Source organism: Pseudomonas sp. S34 (assembly GCF_009866745.1).
GTDB classification, from domain to species: Bacteria; Pseudomonadota; Gammaproteobacteria; order Pseudomonadales; family Pseudomonadaceae; genus Aquipseudomonas; species Aquipseudomonas jessenii.
On sequence record NZ_CP019398.1, the window covers coordinates 3,052,027 to 3,070,527 of the forward strand.

General features: G+C 58.1%; 19 protein-coding genes. 14 read left to right on the plus strand and 5 right to left on the minus strand.

What is annotated here, in order from left to right; translation table 11 throughout:
* Positions 1–67: 67 nt before the first annotated feature.
* Positions 68–1,024 (plus strand): ornithine cyclodeaminase family protein, encoded by a 957-nt coding sequence (locus PspS34_RS13585; protein WP_150813081.1) that lies wholly within the window; start codon positions 68–70, stop codon positions 1,022–1,024.
* Between the two features lie 89 nt (positions 1,025–1,113).
* Complete coding sequence (locus tag PspS34_RS13590; RefSeq protein ID WP_159389914.1) at positions 1,114–2,226, plus strand: CapA family protein; 1,113 nt, start codon at positions 1,114–1,116, stop codon at positions 2,224–2,226.
* A 23-nt stretch (positions 2,227–2,249) separates the two neighbouring features.
* On the opposite strand, the gene PspS34_RS13595 is transcribed toward PspS34_RS13590, so the two are convergent.
* Positions 2,250–2,984 (minus strand): amino acid ABC transporter ATP-binding protein, encoded by a 735-nt coding sequence (locus tag PspS34_RS13595; RefSeq protein WP_159389915.1) that lies wholly within the window; start codon positions 2,982–2,984, stop codon positions 2,250–2,252.
* Positions 2,985–3,309: 325 nt separating this feature from the next.
* Here PspS34_RS13595 and PspS34_RS13600 point away from each other — a divergent pair, with 325 nt between their 5' ends.
* Complete coding sequence (locus PspS34_RS13600) at positions 3,310–4,002, plus strand: GntR family transcriptional regulator (protein WP_154909053.1); 693 nt, start codon at positions 3,310–3,312, stop codon at positions 4,000–4,002.
* A gap of 165 nt (positions 4,003–4,167) precedes the next feature.
* Here PspS34_RS13600 and alr read toward each other — a convergent pair whose 3' ends face one another.
* Together alr and PspS34_RS13610 are read right to left on the minus strand one after the other, a co-directional pair.
* On the minus strand, positions 4,168–5,406 hold the full coding sequence (alr, locus tag PspS34_RS13605) for an alanine racemase (RefSeq protein ID WP_159389916.1): 1,239 nt from the start codon (positions 5,404–5,406) through the stop codon (positions 4,168–4,170).
* Positions 5,407–5,655: 249 nt separating this feature from the next.
* Positions 5,656–6,702, minus strand: a complete 1,047-nt coding sequence (locus tag PspS34_RS13610; RefSeq protein ID WP_159389917.1) for an ornithine cyclodeaminase — start codon at positions 6,700–6,702, stop codon at positions 5,656–5,658.
* Positions 6,703–7,323: 621 nt separating this feature from the next.
* Here PspS34_RS13610 and PspS34_RS13615 point away from each other — a divergent pair.
* The 6 genes from PspS34_RS13615 to PspS34_RS13640 all read left to right on the plus strand — a co-directional run bounded on the left by PspS34_RS13615 (position 7,324) and on the right by PspS34_RS13640 (position 12,114).
* Entirely contained in the window at positions 7,324–8,103 is a 780-nt protein-coding gene (locus PspS34_RS13615) for a transporter substrate-binding domain-containing protein (protein WP_090455199.1), read from the plus strand.
* Between the two features lie 59 nt (positions 8,104–8,162).
* The gene (locus PspS34_RS13620) at positions 8,163–8,888 is read left to right on the plus strand and encodes an ABC transporter permease (protein WP_159389918.1); all 726 of its coding nucleotides are present in this window, start codon (positions 8,163–8,165) and stop codon (positions 8,886–8,888) included.
* Positions 8,885–9,595, plus strand: coding sequence for an ABC transporter permease (locus PspS34_RS13625; RefSeq protein WP_150813162.1), 711 nt, complete (start codon positions 8,885–8,887; stop codon positions 9,593–9,595). The genes PspS34_RS13620 and PspS34_RS13625 overlap by 4 nt, the downstream gene beginning before the upstream one ends.
* 56 nt (positions 9,596–9,651) lie before the next feature.
* Positions 9,652–10,413, plus strand: coding sequence for an ATP-binding cassette domain-containing protein (locus PspS34_RS13630; RefSeq protein WP_007986657.1), 762 nt, complete (start codon positions 9,652–9,654; stop codon positions 10,411–10,413).
* A gap of 12 nt (positions 10,414–10,425) precedes the next feature.
* Positions 10,426–10,905, plus strand: a complete 480-nt coding sequence (locus PspS34_RS13635) for an Lrp/AsnC family transcriptional regulator (RefSeq protein ID WP_007974731.1) — start codon at positions 10,426–10,428, stop codon at positions 10,903–10,905.
* A gap of 252 nt (positions 10,906–11,157) precedes the next feature.
* Positions 11,158–12,114, plus strand: coding sequence for an arginine deiminase-related protein (locus PspS34_RS13640; protein WP_159389919.1), 957 nt, complete (start codon positions 11,158–11,160; stop codon positions 12,112–12,114).
* Positions 12,115–12,225: 111 nt separating this feature from the next.
* Here PspS34_RS13640 and PspS34_RS13645 read toward each other — a convergent pair whose 3' ends face one another.
* Positions 12,226–13,119 (minus strand): LysR substrate-binding domain-containing protein, encoded by an 894-nt coding sequence (locus tag PspS34_RS13645; RefSeq protein ID WP_159389920.1) that lies wholly within the window; start codon positions 13,117–13,119, stop codon positions 12,226–12,228.
* 121 nt (positions 13,120–13,240) lie between these two features.
* Between PspS34_RS13645 and PspS34_RS13650 the strand changes: the two genes are divergently transcribed.
* The 5 genes from PspS34_RS13650 to PspS34_RS13670 all read left to right on the plus strand — a co-directional run bounded on the left by PspS34_RS13650 (position 13,241) and on the right by PspS34_RS13670 (position 17,553).
* Positions 13,241–14,410, plus strand: coding sequence for a M20 aminoacylase family protein (locus tag PspS34_RS13650; RefSeq protein ID WP_159389921.1), 1,170 nt, complete (start codon positions 13,241–13,243; stop codon positions 14,408–14,410).
* 64 nt (positions 14,411–14,474) lie between these two features.
* Positions 14,475–15,263: an ABC transporter substrate-binding protein gene (locus PspS34_RS13655; protein WP_150813159.1), complete on the plus strand. Its 789-nt coding sequence runs from the start codon at positions 14,475–14,477 to the stop codon at positions 15,261–15,263.
* A gap of 92 nt (positions 15,264–15,355) precedes the next feature.
* Positions 15,356–16,045 carry a histidine ABC transporter permease HisQ gene (hisQ, locus tag PspS34_RS13660; protein WP_150813158.1) on the plus strand — a complete coding sequence of 230 codons (690 nt, stop codon included), beginning with the start codon at positions 15,356–15,358 and terminating at the stop codon, positions 16,043–16,045.
* Positions 16,042–16,755 (plus strand): ABC transporter permease, encoded by a 714-nt coding sequence (locus PspS34_RS13665; RefSeq protein WP_150813157.1) that lies wholly within the window; start codon positions 16,042–16,044, stop codon positions 16,753–16,755. The genes hisQ and PspS34_RS13665 overlap by 4 nt, the downstream gene beginning before the upstream one ends.
* A 30-nt stretch (positions 16,756–16,785) precedes the next feature.
* The gene (locus PspS34_RS13670; RefSeq protein ID WP_150813156.1) at positions 16,786–17,553 is read left to right on the plus strand and encodes an ATP-binding cassette domain-containing protein; all 768 of its coding nucleotides are present in this window, start codon (positions 16,786–16,788) and stop codon (positions 17,551–17,553) included.
* Between the two features lie 82 nt (positions 17,554–17,635).
* Here the strand turns inward: PspS34_RS13670 and gfa are convergent, their stop codons facing one another.
* Positions 17,636–18,214 carry an S-(hydroxymethyl)glutathione synthase gene (gene gfa, locus PspS34_RS13675; RefSeq protein ID WP_150813155.1) on the minus strand — a complete coding sequence of 193 codons (579 nt, stop codon included), beginning with the start codon at positions 18,212–18,214 and terminating at the stop codon, positions 17,636–17,638.
* Positions 18,215–18,501 lie beyond the last annotated feature (287 nt).

Below are 18,501 nucleotides of genomic sequence, written 5' to 3' on the forward strand. Positions count from 1 at the left end.
GAACTCGAACCGAGTGGTTTCGACGTTTTAGGTTTTCTGTCAGATGCTCGATGAAGGAATGAATTCGATGAAAAATGACATTGCCGTACTTGATTCAGTTCAAGTGGCCAAACTGATCGATCAGATTGATGTGCTGTCCGCATTGCGTCGTATGTTCCTGGCGTTGGGACAGGAAAAGGCTGTGCAACCGCCACAACTGCGCAATCCGTTTCCCAATGGGCAGGGCAACTTTATCAGCTACCTCGGAACGCTTGCCGAGGAGCGGGTCTTTGGTGCAAAGCTCTCGCCCTATATCCCGCTTCCGGAAGGGGCTCTGGTGACGGCCTGGACGTTGATGATGTCGATGGATGACGGTCAACCCCGTTTGCTCTGTGATTCGGGACAACTGACGGTTGAGCGAACGGCGGGAACCACCGCACTCGCCGTCGATTTGCTCGCGCCCGCGCATGTCAGCAAGCTGGCGGTAGTGGGAGTAGGGCGGCTGGGCCAGGCTCATGCCCGGCATGTCCTGGCACTGCGCGAATGGGGGGATATCAGGTTGTATGCACCTAATATTGACGCTCTGCCAGCGTCCGAACAGCAGGCGCTCCGGGACATAGATCCCCGCGTGAGCATTCATACCGAACTGGCCAGTGCGGTCGAAGATGCGGATGTCATCATGCTGTGCACCTCGGCCGGTCGAACGGTGCTTGACCCTGTCACGCTGAAAAAACCGGCGCTGATCACTTCCATTTGTACCAATGCACCCTTGGCACATGAAGTACCGCCAGAGTCCTTGCTGAACATGAGCGTCTATTGCGATTACCGGGCTACAACGCCCGACAGCGCAGGGGAAATGCGCTTGGCAAAAGACCAGCATGGCTGGTTACCCGAGAGTATTTGCGGAGATTTGCCCGAGCTGATGACGGGAGCCGCCCGACTTCCCGATCCCGAGCGCCATACCTTCTTCCGCTCAATCGGGCTGGGGCTGGAGGATATCGCCATTGCCAATGAGCTTTATCAGTTGCATATGAAGAACAACTGAGTAGAGGTTCAGAAGTCGTTCTGCCTATTTCAGCGTAATAATAAGCCGGGGGATGGAAACATCCCCCGGCTTATATTCGGGAGGGTGCCATGGCAGCTGTTACCGATACGCTTAAGCTGTTTCTCTGCGGCGACGTCATGACTGCCCGCGGCATCGATGCAGTACTGCCGCATCCTGGCGATCCGCGGCTTTACGAAGCTTACGTCAAGAATGCCGGCGACTACGTCCGGCTGGCAGAACGAGTCAATGGCCCGATTCCTCGCCCAGTCGATTTCACCTATGTCTGGGGCGCTGCGCTGGATGAGTTCGAACTTCGCCAGCCACACGCACGCATCATCAATCTGGAAACTGCGGTATCTCGCCGCGGACGACCGGAGCCAAAGGGCATCAACTACCGCATGAGCCCGGAGAACTTCCCGGCCATCAGCGCAGCCGGCATCGACTGCTGCGTGCTGGCCAACAACCATGTGCTGGACTGGGGGGCAGCCGGCCTGGCCGATACGCTGGATACCCTGGCGAGCAATGGTATGTGCAGCGCCGGTGCCGGGCACAACCGGCGATCTGCCGAAGCGCCTGCCGTGTTGCTGCAGCCTGGCGGGCGGCGCCTGCTGGTGTTTGGCCTCGGCGCACCCGACAGCGGCATTGCGTCGGACTGGGCCGCCACGGATAAGGGCGCGGGCGTCGCGCGGCTGGAGGATCTGTCGATGCAAAGCCTGCGCCCTGTGGCCAAACGGATTCTCGAGGGCAAAAAACCGCGGGATCTGGTGGTCGCCTCCATTCACTGGGGCGACAACTGGGGGTTCGATATCCCGCGCGAGCAGCGCTGGTTCGCCCATGCCTTGATCGACGAGGCCGGAGTTGACGTGGTGCACGGGCATTCCTCGCACCACGTCAAAGGCATCGAGGTCTACCGCGAACGCCTGATTCTCTATGGCTGCGGTGATCTTCTGAACGATTACGAAGGCATCGAAGGCTACACAGCCTTTCGCGGCGACCTGGGGTTTCTATACTTTGCCTCGCTGGACCCGGGCGGGCACCTGCAGTCGCTGGACTTGGTACCCACCCGCCTGCGTCGCTTTCGCATCTGTCGCGCCGAAGGGGATGACCGTCAATGGCTGCACGACACCCTTTCTCGCGAGTGCGCACGCTTGGGCAGCAGCATCCAGCCGGGCGCGAAAAATGCCTTTGAGTTGCGTTGGTGAGTCCCCTTGGCGACTCCGCGTGATCAATGTTGCAGGATCTTTGACAGGAAGTCCTTGGCACGAGGGGAGCGTGCTTCGGGAGAGCCGAAGAACTCTTCTTTTTTACAGTCTTCAATGATTTTTCCCGCGTCCATGAAAATCACACGATCACTGACTTTCCTGGCAAAGCCCATTTCGTGGGTGACGCACATCATGGTCATGCCCTCGTTTGCGAGCTTGATCATGACGTCTAGAACCTCTCCGACCATTTCCGGGTCCAGGGCGGAGGTAGGTTCGTCAAACAGCATGACGATCGGGTCCATGGATAATGCACGAGCAATTGCCACACGCTGCTGCTGACCACCTGAGAGCTGCCCTGGGAACTTGTCCTTGTGGGCGCTCAGGCCAACACGATCGAGCATTTTCAGTCCACGTTTGAGCGCCTCGTCCTGGCCACGGCCCAGCACCTTCATCTGGGCGAGCGTCAGGTTTTGCGTCACGGACAGGTGCGGAAACAACTCGAAGTGTTGAAACACCATGCCGACCCGGCTGCGTAGCTTGGGCAGGTTGGTTTTCGGGTCCGAGAGGCTGATACCGTCGACGACAATTTCGCCTTTCTGGAAGGGCTCCAGCGCATTGACCGTTTTGATCAGCGTTGATTTGCCAGAGCCGGAAGGGCCGCACACTACGACGACTTCGCTCTTTTTTATTGCGGTAGAGCAGTCGATCAGTACCTGAAAGTTACCGTACCACTTGGAAACATTTTTTATGTTGATCACGGTGGTTGTCCTGATGTGGTTGCAGATGGCGCAAGAGGGACGAGGACCTGATCGCAAACGGCAAACCAGGGTGTTTTCATTCCGTCCTACTGTAGAACGTATACGATTATAGATCCGCCAGCGACAACAACAAAACGATGAATGAGACTTGTATTTCAGATGGATGGGGCGAGGGATTGGACTGAAGTTCGAGAGGGCAGGCCGAGGATGCCGTCCTTGTCCGTTTTCGTATAATCGTATACGGTTGTCCACAGTGATGTAGTTGTTCCTCGTATCTGCCAAACCCAGACACGCCTTTAAATCGCCCCTGGCCACTTAGTGTCATATGTCTAACCAATCACCACTGAAATACATTGCAGGACTGATCCCGCTGGCACGCGTGTCCGCACCGCAATTTGTTGCGGCCGTTATCAGAGAAGCCATCGTCACCGGCGCGCTCTCCGGTAGCGAACCTCTGCGTCAGGACCTGATCGCTACCGAACTCAACACTAGCAAGGTGCCGGTTCGCGAAGCGCTGCGCGAGCTTGAAGGGCAGGGACTGGTCCAATTCCTGCCAAACCGTGGCTTTATGGTGACGCAGCCCTCCCGGCATGAAATGAATGAGTGCTTTGAGTTGCGGGCGGTTCTGGAGCCACTGGCTGTGCGCCATTCGGTACCGCTTTCGACACCCGAGCAACTTGATGCTGTCGAACGCATCATCGATGAGTTCGAGAAAGTTCACGATCCGATCTTGAGCAGCCAATGGAACCTCTCGCTTCATACGGCGCTATATGCTCCTGCGCGAATGAAGCACCTGGAAAACATGATCATCCGTGCGCACACCGTCGCGCAGCGTTATACACATATCTACATGCAGCTGCGCTCAGCAGGGATTGATAGCCAGGACGAGCACCGCGCGATCCTTGCGGCGTATCGGGCTAAAGATGTGGAGGCGGCGGTTGCGTTGATGACAAAGCATGTCAAGCAAGCGTCGGATGAGGCGGCTGAGTACCTGAAAGATCACTTTGAGCAAAACTGATCGGGACTGTATCGATGAGGTCTGTGTAGGAGCCGAGCTTGCTCGCGATGGACTCAAGGCGGCGCGTGTATTCAGAAAACACGCGTTATCGTTAACGTCCATCGCGAGCAAGCTCGGCTCCTACAGATGTCCTGCGTTCGTTAAGTGACTGGTATCAGGCTTCCCTTATTTGGACTTCAAGACTTTCGGATTGGAGTTGCCCCAGATCGTGTACAGGTCCGCCAGCAATGCGCCGTTGATGGTCTCAAGCTCCGTCTGGGTAATCTCTTCATCACCTTGCTTGCCGTAGAGAACGACCTCATCTCCCGCCTGCACGCCCTTGATACCACTGACGTCGACCATCAGCGTGTTCATGGTGACCTTGCCGATCACCGGCGCGCGTTGGCCGCGGATCAGAACTGAAGCTTTGTTGGAAAACGCTCTTCGATAACCATCGGAGTAGCCGGCCGGGATGTTGGCGATCAACGAGTCTTTGCTCAGGGTAAAGGTGCGGTCGTAGCTGATCGTACTGCCCGCCGGGTAGGCATTGACCGCCGCGACCCGTGATTTGAACTGCATCACCCGTTGGAATTCGTTATGCCCACCCACCGGGTAGCCATAAAGTGCTGCCCCTGGGCGAACCATGTCCAGCCAACCTTCCGGCACCTCAAGGGTGGTGAAGGTATTGGCGCAGTGCAGGGTGATCCGGCTGCGGTCCAGTTTGGCGTGCTCGATCAACCAGCCGGACTGCTCCTTGAATTTCGCCAGGCCCTGCAGCACATCTTCACGTTCCTCGACTGGGAAGTGGGTCATGATTCCGACGATATTCAGATGATCCAGCCGGGTCAGATCCACCGCCTGTTGTTGTCCTTCAGCCGTGCTCATTTCCAGACCGTTGCGGCTCATGCCCGCCGAATTCAGCGCCAGGTGGACCGGCAGCTTCACGCCCTTGCGGGTGGCCAGTGCATTGAGCTGGCGTGCAACCTCCAGATTGCCTACCAGTTCTTCGATGTTGTAGCGCAGTGCATTCTCGACTTCATCAACGGTAGCGCTGCGCAAACGCATCAGGCGTCCCTTGAAGCCTTTTTCCCGTGCAACACGCGCCTCCTCATTGCTCGCCACGCCGATACAGGTGATGCCCATCCGGATGGCGGAAGGGATCAGTAAACCTATGCCATTTCCATAAGCGTCGGCTTTCATCACGGCACACATCTGGCTTTTACCCGCCAGCCGTTGCTGAAGCCTGGTGATGTTTCCTTCGAAGGCAGCCTGATCAATCTCCAGCCAGGTATTGGCCTGGCCTGATTGATTGTCGACGCGAGCGTGTGCAGGTGTGGGATCGAGTAAAGGGGCGGCATTGACTACCGGCATCATTGCCGTCAAGGCCAGGGCGAGCGTCAGCGTGCTGAGCATGAAACGTGGCATATCGAGTCTTCCATAGTGGATGAGGAAAGCCCGCATGCTGGCGTGGATTTGGCATCAGCCAGGTCCATCAGGCATGGGGCGAGCAGCCATGGAATTTTTATGCAAAGGCGTCGTTTGTTTATGTGGATCCAGGCCGCTGGCGCAGCGGATGGCGCTGTAAAAATGGCTCAAACGACCGAGGGGTTGTTCAAGGTTCCGCCTGGCAGCCGAAGGGGCCGCCAGGTAAACGCTTTGAAGTGTCGAGTGCAGTTAAGCCCGAAGCCTTACATCGTCAGTTGCTGAAGGTTGCAGCAACGAGAACAGGTTCTTGGGATCCTGCAGCTCCGGCACCAGCTGGATGTCGCTGCCAATGTTGAGCGCTCTTGCAACATCCAGCACATAGCGCAAGGCGGAGTAGTCCTCGATGGCAAAGCCGACCGAATCGAACAAGGTGACTTCCTCGGCATGCTGGCGACCTTGGGTCTGACCATTGATGACTTTCCAGAATTCGATCACCGGTGAGTCGGCGGGCATCTGCTGAATTTCGCCTTCAATGCGGCTTTGTGGTTCGTACTCAACCATGACTCGCGCACGCTCCACGATGTCTCGGTGCAGTTCGGTCTTGCCGGGGCAGTCGCCGCCCACTGCGTTGAGGTGCATCCCGGGCTCGATCATCTCAGGCGTCAAAATCGTTGCGTAGGCCTTGTCGGCCGTGACCGTGGTCACGATATCGGCCCCACGTACGGCTTCCGCGACGGTTTTTGCAACGCTCACCTGTATGGCGGGGTAGGCACGCAGGTTGGCTACCAGCTTCGCCGTCGCGGCAGGATCGATGTCGTAGAGGCTGATTTCAGTAATGCCTAGCAGTGTATGAAATGCCAGGGCCTGGAATTCGCTCTGTGAACCGTTGCCGATAAGTGCCATTCGGCGACTGTCCGGTCGGGCGAGGTAACGGGCGGCGAGTGCAGAAGTGGCAGCGGTGCGAATGGCGGTAGTCAGGGTCATTTCACTCAGCAAGACAGGCTTGCCGGTATCGACGTCTCCCAGTGCACCAAACGCCATGACCGTCAGCATGCCATTGTGCGTGTTCTTCGGATGCCCGTTGACATACTTGAAGGCGTAGAGCGAGGTATCAGACACAGGCATAAGCTCGATGACGCCCTCGGGGGAGTGGTTCGCCAGTCGCGCGCACTTTTCGAAATCCGGCCAGCGTACGTAGTCTTGACGGATGTACTCGGCCATTTCGATCAGGCAACGAGGCAAACCTTTTTCCTGGACGAGACGGCTCAGATCATTGACGTCAATGTAACGGGTCATATTGGGTTCCTTTGGGCTTTTATGGTGTGCCGGTCCGGACTGCCTTTCGCTTTGGCGGCTGAGACTCAGGAGGCGGTCCATGTGTTTGCAACGGACCTATTGTCGAGGCAATGGAGAGAAGATTTCGGCCAATACTGACCCTGGACACAGCGAGACAAGTCGAAAAACACAGAGCGCACAGCGGAATCGGCCGGGTGACAGTGACCGCTCGCATCTCGCTCGCACGGCTCAGGCGCGATGTACTTCACGAAGCATCGTCATGCAGGTAAAGAAGGCCTCAAAGACAAGCACATGTCTTGTGCCGCTCCCTTTTATGTGGGGACACAGTGGACGACAGAATCGGCTGTGAATGCCCTTCGTTCAGCACAGGCAAGCTGTTTGAACATGGGGTTACGACACCAGCACCCTCCCGGCAATTGGCATTCTGACGGTCCATTTCAAGCGCTTGTTGATCGCTGTCCGAGATGGAGTGCAACTCCGACGACTGGCACCTTCCAGTCGAAAACAACAACAAAAACGGCTGCGGTGAAGACCGCATCGACTCTCTGCCCCTGTCAAAAAAGTGTGGTCCGACGCAAGCGCCGGATCGCTATAAATCCAAATAATCCGGGACTCTAGAAAATGAACATCAAATGGCTGACTTTGCCGGCACTCGCGTTGCTTTGCTGCACCACGGGCGCCAGTGCCAAGGAATGGAAGGAGCTGCGATTTGGCGTCAACCCAAGCTACCCACCCTTTGAATCCACCACGGCCGATGGCGGGGTTCAGGGCTTCGGCGTGGACCTGGGCAATGCAATATGTGCCGAGCTGAAGCTGACCTGCGTGTGGGTCAGCAATGATTTCGACGGGCTGATTCCGGGGCTCAAGGCCGGTAAGTTCGATGCCATCGAATCTTCGATGACCGTTACCGACGCGCGCAAAAAACAGATCGACTTTACCGATCGCCTGTACGCAGGACCGACCGCCATCGTCACCCGCAAAGACTCCGGACTGCTGCCTACCGCCGAATCGCTGCGCGGAAAAACCATCGGTTACATGCAGGGCACGATTCAGGAAACCTACGCCAAGGCCAAACTGGGGCCAGGCGGGGTAAAGCTGCGGGCCTATCAGAATCAGGATCAGGTCTATGCCGACCTGGTATTTGGCCGTCTCGATGCGTCGATCCAGGACAAGCTGCAAGCGCAGATGAGTTTCCTGACCTCGCCACAAGGGGCGGACTTCCAAAACAGCGAAGGCATCAGCGACCCGTTGGTGCCGTCGGAAATCGCCATTGGTGTGCGCAAGGACAACGAAGAACTCAAAGGCATGCTCAACGCCGCCATCAAGGCCCTGCACGACAAGGGCATCTACGCGCAGATCCAGCAGAAACACTTCGGTGATCTGGACCTCTACAACAACTGATCCTCGTGCCCCGGTCGTTGTATCGCTGCGACCGGGGCGCATCAAGACAGGTGACTGGCGTGAACTCCTTCCTGAATATTCTGGGGCTCGATCTTTCGGCCCTGCAAGGCTATGGCCCTTTGTTGCTGCACGGCACCTGGGTCACCCTCAAACTGTCGGCGCTCGCACTTTTGGTGAGCATGGCGCTGGGGCTGCTCGGCGCGGCGGCCAAACTGTCGCCGCTGAAACTGTTGAATCTCCCGGCGACCTTTTACACGACACTGATCCGTGGCGTGCCCGATCTGGTGTTGATGCTGCTGATTTTCTACAGCCTGCAAGGCTGGCTCAGCGCCCTGACCGAGGCCATGGGCTGGCCCTACATGGAAATCGACCCATTCGTGGCCGGCATCATCACCCTTGGTTTTATCTACGGGGCGTATTTCACCGAGACCTTTCGCGGGGCGATTCTGAGTGTGCCGCGCGGTCAACAGGAAGCCGCGGCGTGCTTTGGCCTGAGCCGTTGCCAGCGCTTTCGTTTCGTGGTGTTCCCGCAAATGATGCGCTTCGCCTTGCCGAGCCTTGGCAACAATTGGCTGGTGCTGCTCAAGGCCACAGCGCTGGTTTCGATCATCGGTTTGTCGGACCTGGTCAAAGTCGCGCAAGAGGCCGGTAAAAGTACGTTCAATATGCTTGATTTCCTGCTGTTGGCCGCAGCGCTTTACCTGCTGATCACCAGCGCTTCGAACTACGTTTTGCGTGTGCTGGAACGGCGCTACAACCAGGGTGTACGGGGGATGGCGCGATGATCGAGTTGATTGCCGAATACTGGAAACCCTTTCTGTACAGCGATGGTGAGACCCTCACCGGGTTGGCGATGACCCTGTGGCTGCTGGTGGCGAGTATTGCCATGGGGTTTTTCCTGTCATTGCCCCTGGCGATCTTGCGCGTCTCGCGCTGGGGTGTCTTGCGTTGGCCGGTTCAGCTGTTTACCTACATCTTTCGCGGCACGCCGTTGTATATCCAGTTGCTGATTTGCTACAGCGGGATCTACGGCATTGCGGTGGTCCGTTCGCAGCCATTGCTCGAAGCGTTTTTCCGCGACGCCATGAATTGCACCTTGCTGGCGTTCACCCTCAACACCTGCGCCTACACTGTGGAAATTTTCGCCGGAGCGATCCGCAGCATTCCCTACGGTGAAATCGAAGCGGCCCATGCCTATGGCCTCAGTGGCTGGCGCCTGTATCTGCAATTGATCCTGCCTTCGGCGCTGCGCCGCGCGCTGCCGTACTACAGCAACGAAGTGATCCTGATGTTGCACGCGACTTCGGTGGCGTTCACCGCAACCATCCCGGACATCCTGAAAATCGCCCGGGATGCCAACGCCGCGACTTTCATGACGTTTCAGGCTTTCGGTATCGCCGGCCTGCTGTACCTCGTGCTGTCGTTCGGGCTGGTCGGTGCGTTCCGCCTGGCTGAGAAACGCTGGCTGAGCTTTCTGGGCCCGACCCACTGACTTCCATTCTTTATCCAGAGCGGCGCCGATAAGTGTGCCGCTTCAGGAGTATTCGCATGTACAAACTCACGGTTGAAAATCTGTATAAACGTTTTGGTGACAACGAAGTCCTCAAGGGCGTCTCGTTAAACGCGAGGGCAGGGGACGTGGTGAGCATGATCGGCGCCAGCGGATCGGGCAAAAGCACCATGCTGCGCTGCATCAACTTTCTGGAACGGGCGGACGAAGGCGCCATTGCTCTGGATGGCGAGCGAGTCCTCACCCGTCAGGGCGTTGGCGGCATGCGCGTTGCCAATCCGAAGCAGTTGCAGCGTTTGCGCACGCGACTGGCGATGGTGTTCCAGCATTTCAATCTGTGGAGCCACCTGACCGTGCTGGAGAACATCGTGCTGGCGCCGTGTCGAGTCCTGGGCATGAGTCGCAAGGCCGCCGAAGAGAGCGCTCGGGCGTATCTGGACAAAGTCGGCCTGCCGCAACGGGTGGCCGATCAGTACCCGGCGTTTCTGTCCGGCGGGCAGCAACAGCGGGTGGCGATTGCCCGGGCCCTGGCGGTGGAACCGGAAATCCTGTTGTTCGACGAGCCAACCTCGGCGCTCGACCCGGAGCTGGTGGGTGAAGTCCTGAAGGTCATTCAGGCACTGGCCGAAGAGGGCCGGACCATGTTGATGGTGACCCACGAAATGGGCTTTGCCCGGCAGGTCTCCAGCCAGGTGTTGTTTTTGCATCAGGGCCGGGTCGAAGAGCAGGGTGATGCTACGATACTCGACCGGCCAAACAGTGAACGTTTGCAGCAATTTCTATCGGGTCGTTTGAAGTGAGGCAAGGCGTACATGGCGGATATCCGCGATCTGTCGATCGTGCTTGATCGTATCGATCAGGCAATCATTGAAGTGTTGCGCCACGAAGGGCGCATCACCTATCAAAAGCTGTCCGAGCGCGTGCACCTGACCCCCAGGCCGTGTCTGGAACGGGTGCGCAAGCTGGAACAGCTTGGGGTCATTCGCGGTTATGGTGCGATTCTCGATGAGAAGAAGCTGACGCCGGGCTTGTCGTTGCTGGTGCTGGTGGCGTTGTCGAACCAGAGCGGACGCGCGGCGCAAAAGGCCTTCGAGGCCAAGGTCCGCGCCTGTCCGCAGGTGCTGGAATGTCGTCTGATCAGCGGTGCGTTCGACTACAGCCTGCGCATGCGCTGCCGTGATATGGAACATTACCGGGTGTTGACCGAAGTCTGGTTTGACGACCCGGATTTGCACATCGACAAACTGGTCAGCCACCCGGAACTGGCGATGGTCAAGACCACGATGGAGTAAGCGTCAAACGGATAAAAACTGTGGGAGCGGGCTTGCTCGCGAAGGCGGTGTGTCAGTCGACATTGATGTTGGATGACCCTGCGCCTTCGCGAGCAAGCCCGCTCCCACATTTGCTTTGGGTTGTTCACCGAATCGGCTGAAGGGGTCAGAATCTTCAGCCGTTTTCATCAGCGCAACAGCTGTTATCAACCGGGTTTTTCCCACCTCGAAACAGACAATGAGCCTCTCTCGACCCTCATTGAGTCTGTGCCCATGCAAACCACCAATACGGTTTTAATGATTCGCCCGACACGTTTCTCCTTCAATCAGGACACGGCGGCGAACAACCGCTTCCAGCGTCCGGCAACCGTTGCTGAAGACGTTCAACTCAAGGCCCTTGCCGAGTTCGATGGCTATGTCGCCGCGTTGCGTCGGCACGGCGTTGAAGTCCTGGTGCATAACGATCGAGAAGCGCCCCATACCCCGGACTCGATCTTCCCCAACAACTGGTGGAGCAGCCACCCGGATGGCACCCTGGTGCTGTATCCGATGCAGGGCCACAACCGGCGACTGGAGCGGGACAAAGGTGTACTCGACGGGCTGCTGGGCGAATACCGGGTCGAGCAGTTGCTAGACCTGTCCAGCTTCGAAGAGCAGGAGGTTTTCCTGGAGGGCACCGGTAGCATGGTCCTGGATCGGCAACAGCGGATTTGCTACGCCGGGTATTCCACACGCACCCACGCCCAGGCCCTGGATCAGTTGGTCACCCATTTGGGCTATGAACTCTGTGCGTTCAACGCGGTGGATCGCCAGGGCGTGGCGATTTATCACACCAATGTGATGATGAGTGTCGGCACCCGCCTGGCGGTGGCTTGCCTGGCGTCCTTGCCCCATTCGGGTGAACGTACGGCGCTGCGTGAACGGCTCGAAACCAGCGGCAAACAGGTCATCGCCTTGAACTGGGAGCAGTTGGAGTCCTTTGCCGGCAACATGCTGGAAGTGCACAGCGCAGCGGGCGAGCCGCTGCTGGTGATGTCGCGCACAGCCTGGCAATCACTGGACGCCAATCAGCGTCGTTTGATCGAAGCTCACACCACGCCGTTGCCGGTGAACATCGACACCATCGAGCGCATCGGTGGCGGCAGCGCGCGCTGCATGTTGGCCGAGGTATTCCTGCCCAGGCAGGGGGGCAGTGCCTGCCTTGCAACTATCAGCGACCTGGATCGCTAACCGAAAAAGATCGCAGCTGGCGGCAGCCCCTGTATGTCCGCATTCATCTCATTTGTAGAGATGAGCACGGCGAATGCAGCAGCCGTCGGCTGCGATTTCACAGCCGAGGCGCTAATCAAACCAACAACCGCAGCGTTTCAAACAATTGCCGATCTTCGGGTTGCTCAGCGCTCCATTGCGGCGTGTCACGATGCCCAGATGTCTGGGCTCGAACTGCTCGGCCAGGTCCAGGGACACCACTCGGCCGAGGAAGGGTGGGGCAATACTGACGATGGACGGCCCCCAGGTGCACATGTCGGCCTGCTCGACCATCATCTGCAGGATCGCCAGTGAGTGGGCGCGAACGATACGGTTTTCATTGATTTGTGCGCCATGTTGCCAGAACAGCTCCTGCATCAAACCGTCGTGTCCGTCGGGTGCGTAGTTCAGCGTCCAGTTTTCCTCCAGCAGTTCATGGATCGATCGAGCGCTCTGCCGGGCATGGCCCTGACGCACCAACACCGAGGTCTGGTAATCGAGCAGCGTTTCGCAGGCGAACTCCTGCGTTGATTGCGCAGGGTGAAGCTGGCCGATCGCAAAATCCATGCTGCCGTCGCGCAATAGCGGCTGGGCCACGGCCATCAGGCTTTCGAACAACTCCAGGCGGATTTGCGGCATGCGCTCACGAAAGGCCAGGACCACTTCGGGCAGGAAGGTCAGGGCTATCCAGGGCGTGATCCCTACACAGAGCCGCCCCTGAGCCTTGCCACGCATGTGATCGAGTTCGGTTTGCGCATGTTCGAGTTGCTTGATCACGAGGCGGGCGTGAGTCAGCAATACTTTTCCGTATTCGGTGAAATTCAGGCCGCTGGGCGTTCGGGTGAACAGCGGTAACTGCTGAGCGGTTTCCAATTCGCGCAGCGCTTTGGTCACGGCCGCCTGGGAAATCTCCAGTGAACGCGCCGCCGCCCGGATACTGCCGGTTTCAGCGCTGGCAATCAGTGCTTGTAATTGATGCAGTTTCATCTGCTCACCCTGGTGACAACGTATGGTTGTCATCATAACCAAACTGGGCCTCCCCAGCCCAGACTCCGTTCCCTAAGATCCAGCTCAGCGACCGCTCAGGTCTTTTCGAGGGAATACAATAATGAACGCCGGCCATGTCTTGCCTGGTATTGCAGCGATGCAGGATGAAATGATCGCGTTGCGTCACAGCCTTCACGCACATCCCGAACTGGGTTTTGAAGAGTTCGCTACCAGCGAGCGGGTGGCCGCATGTTTGAGCCAGTGGGGTTTCCAGGTCAGCACCGGTGTCGGCAAGACCGGCGTCGTCGGCACCTTGAAAAATGGTGAGGGCCGGTCCATCGGTCTGCGCGCCGACATGGACGCACTGCCGATTCAGGAGACCACCGGTTTACCCTACGCCAGCCGGATCGACGGCGTCATGCATGCTTGCGGCCATGACGGTCATACGGCCACCCTGTTGACGGCCGCCAGGCACCTGGCGCAGACCCGGGCGTTCAAGGGTACTTTGCAACTGATTTTCCAGCCGGCCGAAGAAGGGCTGGGCGGCGCCAGGAAAATGCTGGAAGAAGGCCTGCTCGAACGGTTCCCCTGTGACGCGATCTTCGCCATGCATAACGTGCCGGGCTACCCCGCCGGGCACCTGGGTTTTTACAGCGGACCGTTCATGGCGTCTGCCGACACCGTGACGATCAACATCATCGGTAACGGCGGCCATGGCGCGGTGCCGCACAAAGCCGTCGATCCGGTGGTGGTTTGCTCGTCGATCGTGATCGCATTGCAAAGCATCGTCTCGCGCAACGTCAACCCGCAGGACGTGGCGATCATCACGGTGGGTTCCATTCATGCCGGAACTGCCTCGAATGTCATCCCGTCCAGCGCACAGATGAGCCTGAGCGTGCGCGCATTGACCCCCGAGATTCGCCAGTTGCTCGAAGTCAGAATCACCGAGTTGGTCAACGGTCAGGCCGCCAGTTTCGGTGCCCGGGCCGAAATCGATTATCAGCATTGTCATCCAGTGTTGATCAACCATCCCGAGTCCACCGCATTCGCCCGGGACGTCGCACGGGAGTGGCTGGGGGAAGGGCAACTGATCGATAACCTGCGGCCCTTTACTGCCAGTGAAGACTTCGCCTTCATCCTGGAGAAATGCCCCGGCAGCTATCTGGTGATCGGCAACGGCGACGGGGAGAGCGGGTGTCTGCTGCACAACCCTGGCTATGACTTCAATGATGCCTGCCTGCCGATCGGGGCGAGTTACTGGGTCAAGCTGGTCGAACGTTTTCTGAGTTGAGACGCCGTATTGCCGAGCGTCAGTCTGTACAAAGAACGTCTGCGGTCTGAAGAGGAAAATAACAATGAACAAGATGATTGCTGCTGTTTCACTGGTTTGCTTGACGGCATCCAGCCTGGTCGGCGCGGCCGACTGGTCTGGCAAAGTCTTGAGACTGGGGGTCGACCCTACGTACCCGCCGCTGGAATACAAAAATCAGGACGGCACCCTGACCGGCTTCGGGGTCGACATCGCCGAAGCACTGTGCGCAGAACTGAAAGCCCGTTGTGTCTGGGTTGAAAGCAGCTGGGACGGGATGATCCCGGCGCTGCTGGCGCGCAAGTTCGACGCAGTGGCGTCGTCGATGACCGTGACGCCCAAGCGTCTTGAGCAGATTGCGTTTACCGATAAGGTCTCCAATGCGCCGGCACGGCTGGTGGTCAAGCGTGGGTCGGGTCTGTTGCCGACCTTTGAATCGCTCAAGGGCAAACGCATTGGTGTGGAGCAGGGCTCGACCCAGGAAGCGTATGCCAAAGCCGTCTGGGGGAAGAAAGGAGTGGAGGTGTTGTCCTATCAGAATCAGGACCAGGTGTACGCCGACCTGGTGGTGGGCCGACTTGATGCCTCCCTGCAGGGCGCTATTCAAGCCAGTTACGGCTTCCTGGGCACGGCGCCGGGCAAGGATTTTGAGTTTGCCGGCGCGACCCTGGATGACCCGCACTTTTTCGGCGTCGGTGATGGCATCGGCTTGCGCAAGAGCGATGTCGAGTTGCGTGAAGACTTGAACAAGGCACTGGCGACCATTCTGGCCAACGGCACTTACGCGCGAATCAACAAAAAGTACTTCGATTTCGACGTCTACGGCGCGAAATAACGCCCCCTCACAACGTTGCGCAGGGTGGTCGACCAGACCGCTCTGCTTGAGCCACCCCTTCACCTCAACCTAATAAAAACAAGGAGAGTGAAATGCTTCTGGAAGGCTTTGGCCCGCAAATCCTGCTGGGCACCCTGGCCACAATCAAACTGGCGCTGTGGTCATTGTTGATCGCGGTCCTGGCGGGCCTGCTTGGCGCCAGTTCCAAATTGTCCTCCAACCGTTTACTGCGGGCTCTGGCCACGGGTTACACCACGGTGATCCGCAGCATGCCGGACCTTGTGATCATGTTGCTGCTGTTCTTCAGTCTGCAGATGCTGCTCAACCGAATGACCGATTGGCTGGGGTTCAGTCAGATCGACATCGACCCGTTTCTGGCCGGTGTCGTGACCTTGTCCTTCATTTACGGGGCGTACTTTACCGAGACGTTTCGCGGTGCCTTCCAGGCCGTTCCGGCCGGCCAGCTCGAAGCGGCACGGGCCTACGGCATGAGCCGGGGGAAAACCTTTCGCAAGGTGTTGTTCCCGCAAATGCTGCGACATGCGTTGCCGGGTATAGGCAATAACTGGCAGGTGTTGATCAAATCCACGGCGCTAGTCTCGATTATCGGCCTGACCGACGTGGTCAAGGCCACCCAGGATGCGGGCAAGGGTTCGATGCAGTTCTTTTATTTCACGCTGGTGGGCGGCCTGATCTACCTGGCTATCACCACGGTGTCCAACGGGGTGTTGCTGTGGCTTGAACACCGTTATTCGGTGGGTGTCAGGAAGGTTGCGCCATGACCAGCATTTTCGAAGACTACTGGCAGGCCTACCTGTGGAGTGATGGACCGCATTTTTCCGGGTTGGCAGTGACCTTGTGGCTGTTGATTCTGTCGGTGGTGATCGGCTTCCTGCTCGCGGTGCCGTTGTCGATTGCCCGCGTCAGCCGCAATCCGCTGCTCCGTTTACCGGTCTGGTGTTACACCTATGTGTTTCGCGGAACCCCGTTGTACATCCAGCTGCTGTTCTTCTACACCGGGGTGTACAGCCTGCACGTGGTTCGGTCCCAGGACTTTCTCAATGCATTTTTCCGCGACGGCTTCAACTGCACGGTGCTTGCGTTCGGTCTCAATACCTGTGCCTACATGACCGAGATTTTTGCCGGCTCGATCAGGGCGACGCCCTACGGCGAAATCGAGGCTGCCCGCGCCTATGGGATGAGTCGGTTTACGCTCTATCGCCGAATTGTCTTGCCGTCGGCGTTGCGCCGGGCACTGCCGTTTTTCAGCAATGAAGTGATTCTGATGCTGCACTCAACCTCGGTGGCGTTTACCGCCACGGTGCCCGATTTACTGAAAATTGCCCGCGACGTCAACTCGGCGACCTACGCCTCGTTCAGCGCATTCGGCATTGCCGGGGTGCTGTATGCCGCCAGCGCATTTTTCCTGATCTGGCTGTTTCGGCGCGGCGAACTGCGTTGGCTGGCCTACCTTAACCCTCGCACGCACTGAACCACACCCTGAATCATCGGACTTGCACGCATGTATAAATTGATCGTTGAAGATGTCCATAAAAACTACGGCAGCCACGAAGTGCTCAAGGGTGTTTCGCTCAAGGCCAGAGCGGGTGATGTGATCAGCATCATCGGCTCCTCCGGGTCCGGGAAAAGTACCTTCCTGCGCTGTATCAACCATCTGGAACAACCGTCGGCGGGGCGGATCATCATCAATTCGCAGGAGCTACTGACCCGCAAGAACAAAAGTGGCAACTTGTGTGCGGTCGATCCCCGGCAGTTGCAGGTTGTGCGCAGCCAGCTATCGATGGTGTTTCAGCACTTCAATCTGTGGAGCCACATGACGGTGCTGGAAAACCTCATTGAGTGCCCGATGAGCGTGCTGGGCATCGGTCGACGGGAAGCCCTGGAGCGTGCGCGTCATTACCTCGCCAAGGTAGGTCTGCCAGCCAAGGTTGAAAGCCAGTATCCGGTCCATCTTTCCGGCGGCCAGCAGCAGCGCGTTGCTATCGCCCGCGCACTGGCCATGGAGCCCCAGGTGATGCTGTTCGATGAGCCGACCTCCGCGCTGGATCCCGAACTGGTGGGTGAGGTGCTCAAAGTCATGCAGCAGCTTGCCGAAGAGGGCCGGACAATGGTGGTGGTCACCCATGAAATGGCGTTTGCCAGGCAGGTGTCGAACCACGTCATGTTCCTGCATCAGGGCCGGATGGAGGAGCAGGGGGCGCCGAGCGCTGTGCTGGAACAGCCCCGTAGCGAGCGGTTGAAACAGTTTTTGTCGGGTAGTCTGAAGTAACCTGTCGCGCCCAGTGTGCGGGAAGTGGTTTTTGGGGATGTCGGGGCCGCGGTCCGATGAAGAAACCACGGCGGCCGATCAATCAGGCGGCGGGGAGCAGGCCTTTCTGTTTGGCGACATGAGTCGCCAGTGCGTCCATCAAGTCCGGGGACAGGCAGTCATAGGGCTCCAGGCCGATCGAGCGCAGGCGCTCACGGATGGCCTTCATTTGCGCTGGCGGTGTGCCGGTTTCGATGATGGAGGACACGAACGCCGCGAAGCTCGGCGCAGCCCATCCACGTTGGGGAGAGAGCTCGGTGTGGACGAAGTCCAGACCATAAAATGCATGGTCTTTGTTCTCGATGCGCCCGAAGAGATGGGCGTGGCACTGCTTGCAGGCGTGCCGCTGAATGGTGGCGGTTTCGTCGACAATTGCCAGTTTTTCACCGTGGGCAGTGACGCTGACCTTATCCCGAGGTACTACGGCAATGACAGCGAATATCGCGTTTTGCGGTTTCCAGCATTTGCTGCAGCCGCACGCGTGGTTATGCAGGGTTTGTGCGTCGATCTTGACCTCGACCTTGTCAGTCGCACACAGGCATTGCAGGGTGCCTCCTGTGAAATTCGCAGCGGCAGGCTGGATACCATTGTCCAGTGCAGGGTGAAGTTTCAAGGTGTTCACGTTGGCTTCTCCGTTTCAGGGTGTCAGACGAAAGTGCCTTGGGCCGTGCACCTCATCGCATCCTGGAACATCTTCGGCAACAGGGTGCGACCCTCGACGCCTTTGGATTTATCGACCCGAAGATCGCCTGGGCCAAGCGACCACGGGGAGAAAGAGTGGCTGTCGCCTCCGGTATCCCAGAGAAAATCATAGTTCAAAGACGCCCTGAAAACCGGGTAGCAAGCGGTTTCTTATTGTTCGTGGATTCCCACTCGTCCAGCGTCGATTCTGGTGTCGTAGCAGGTAGG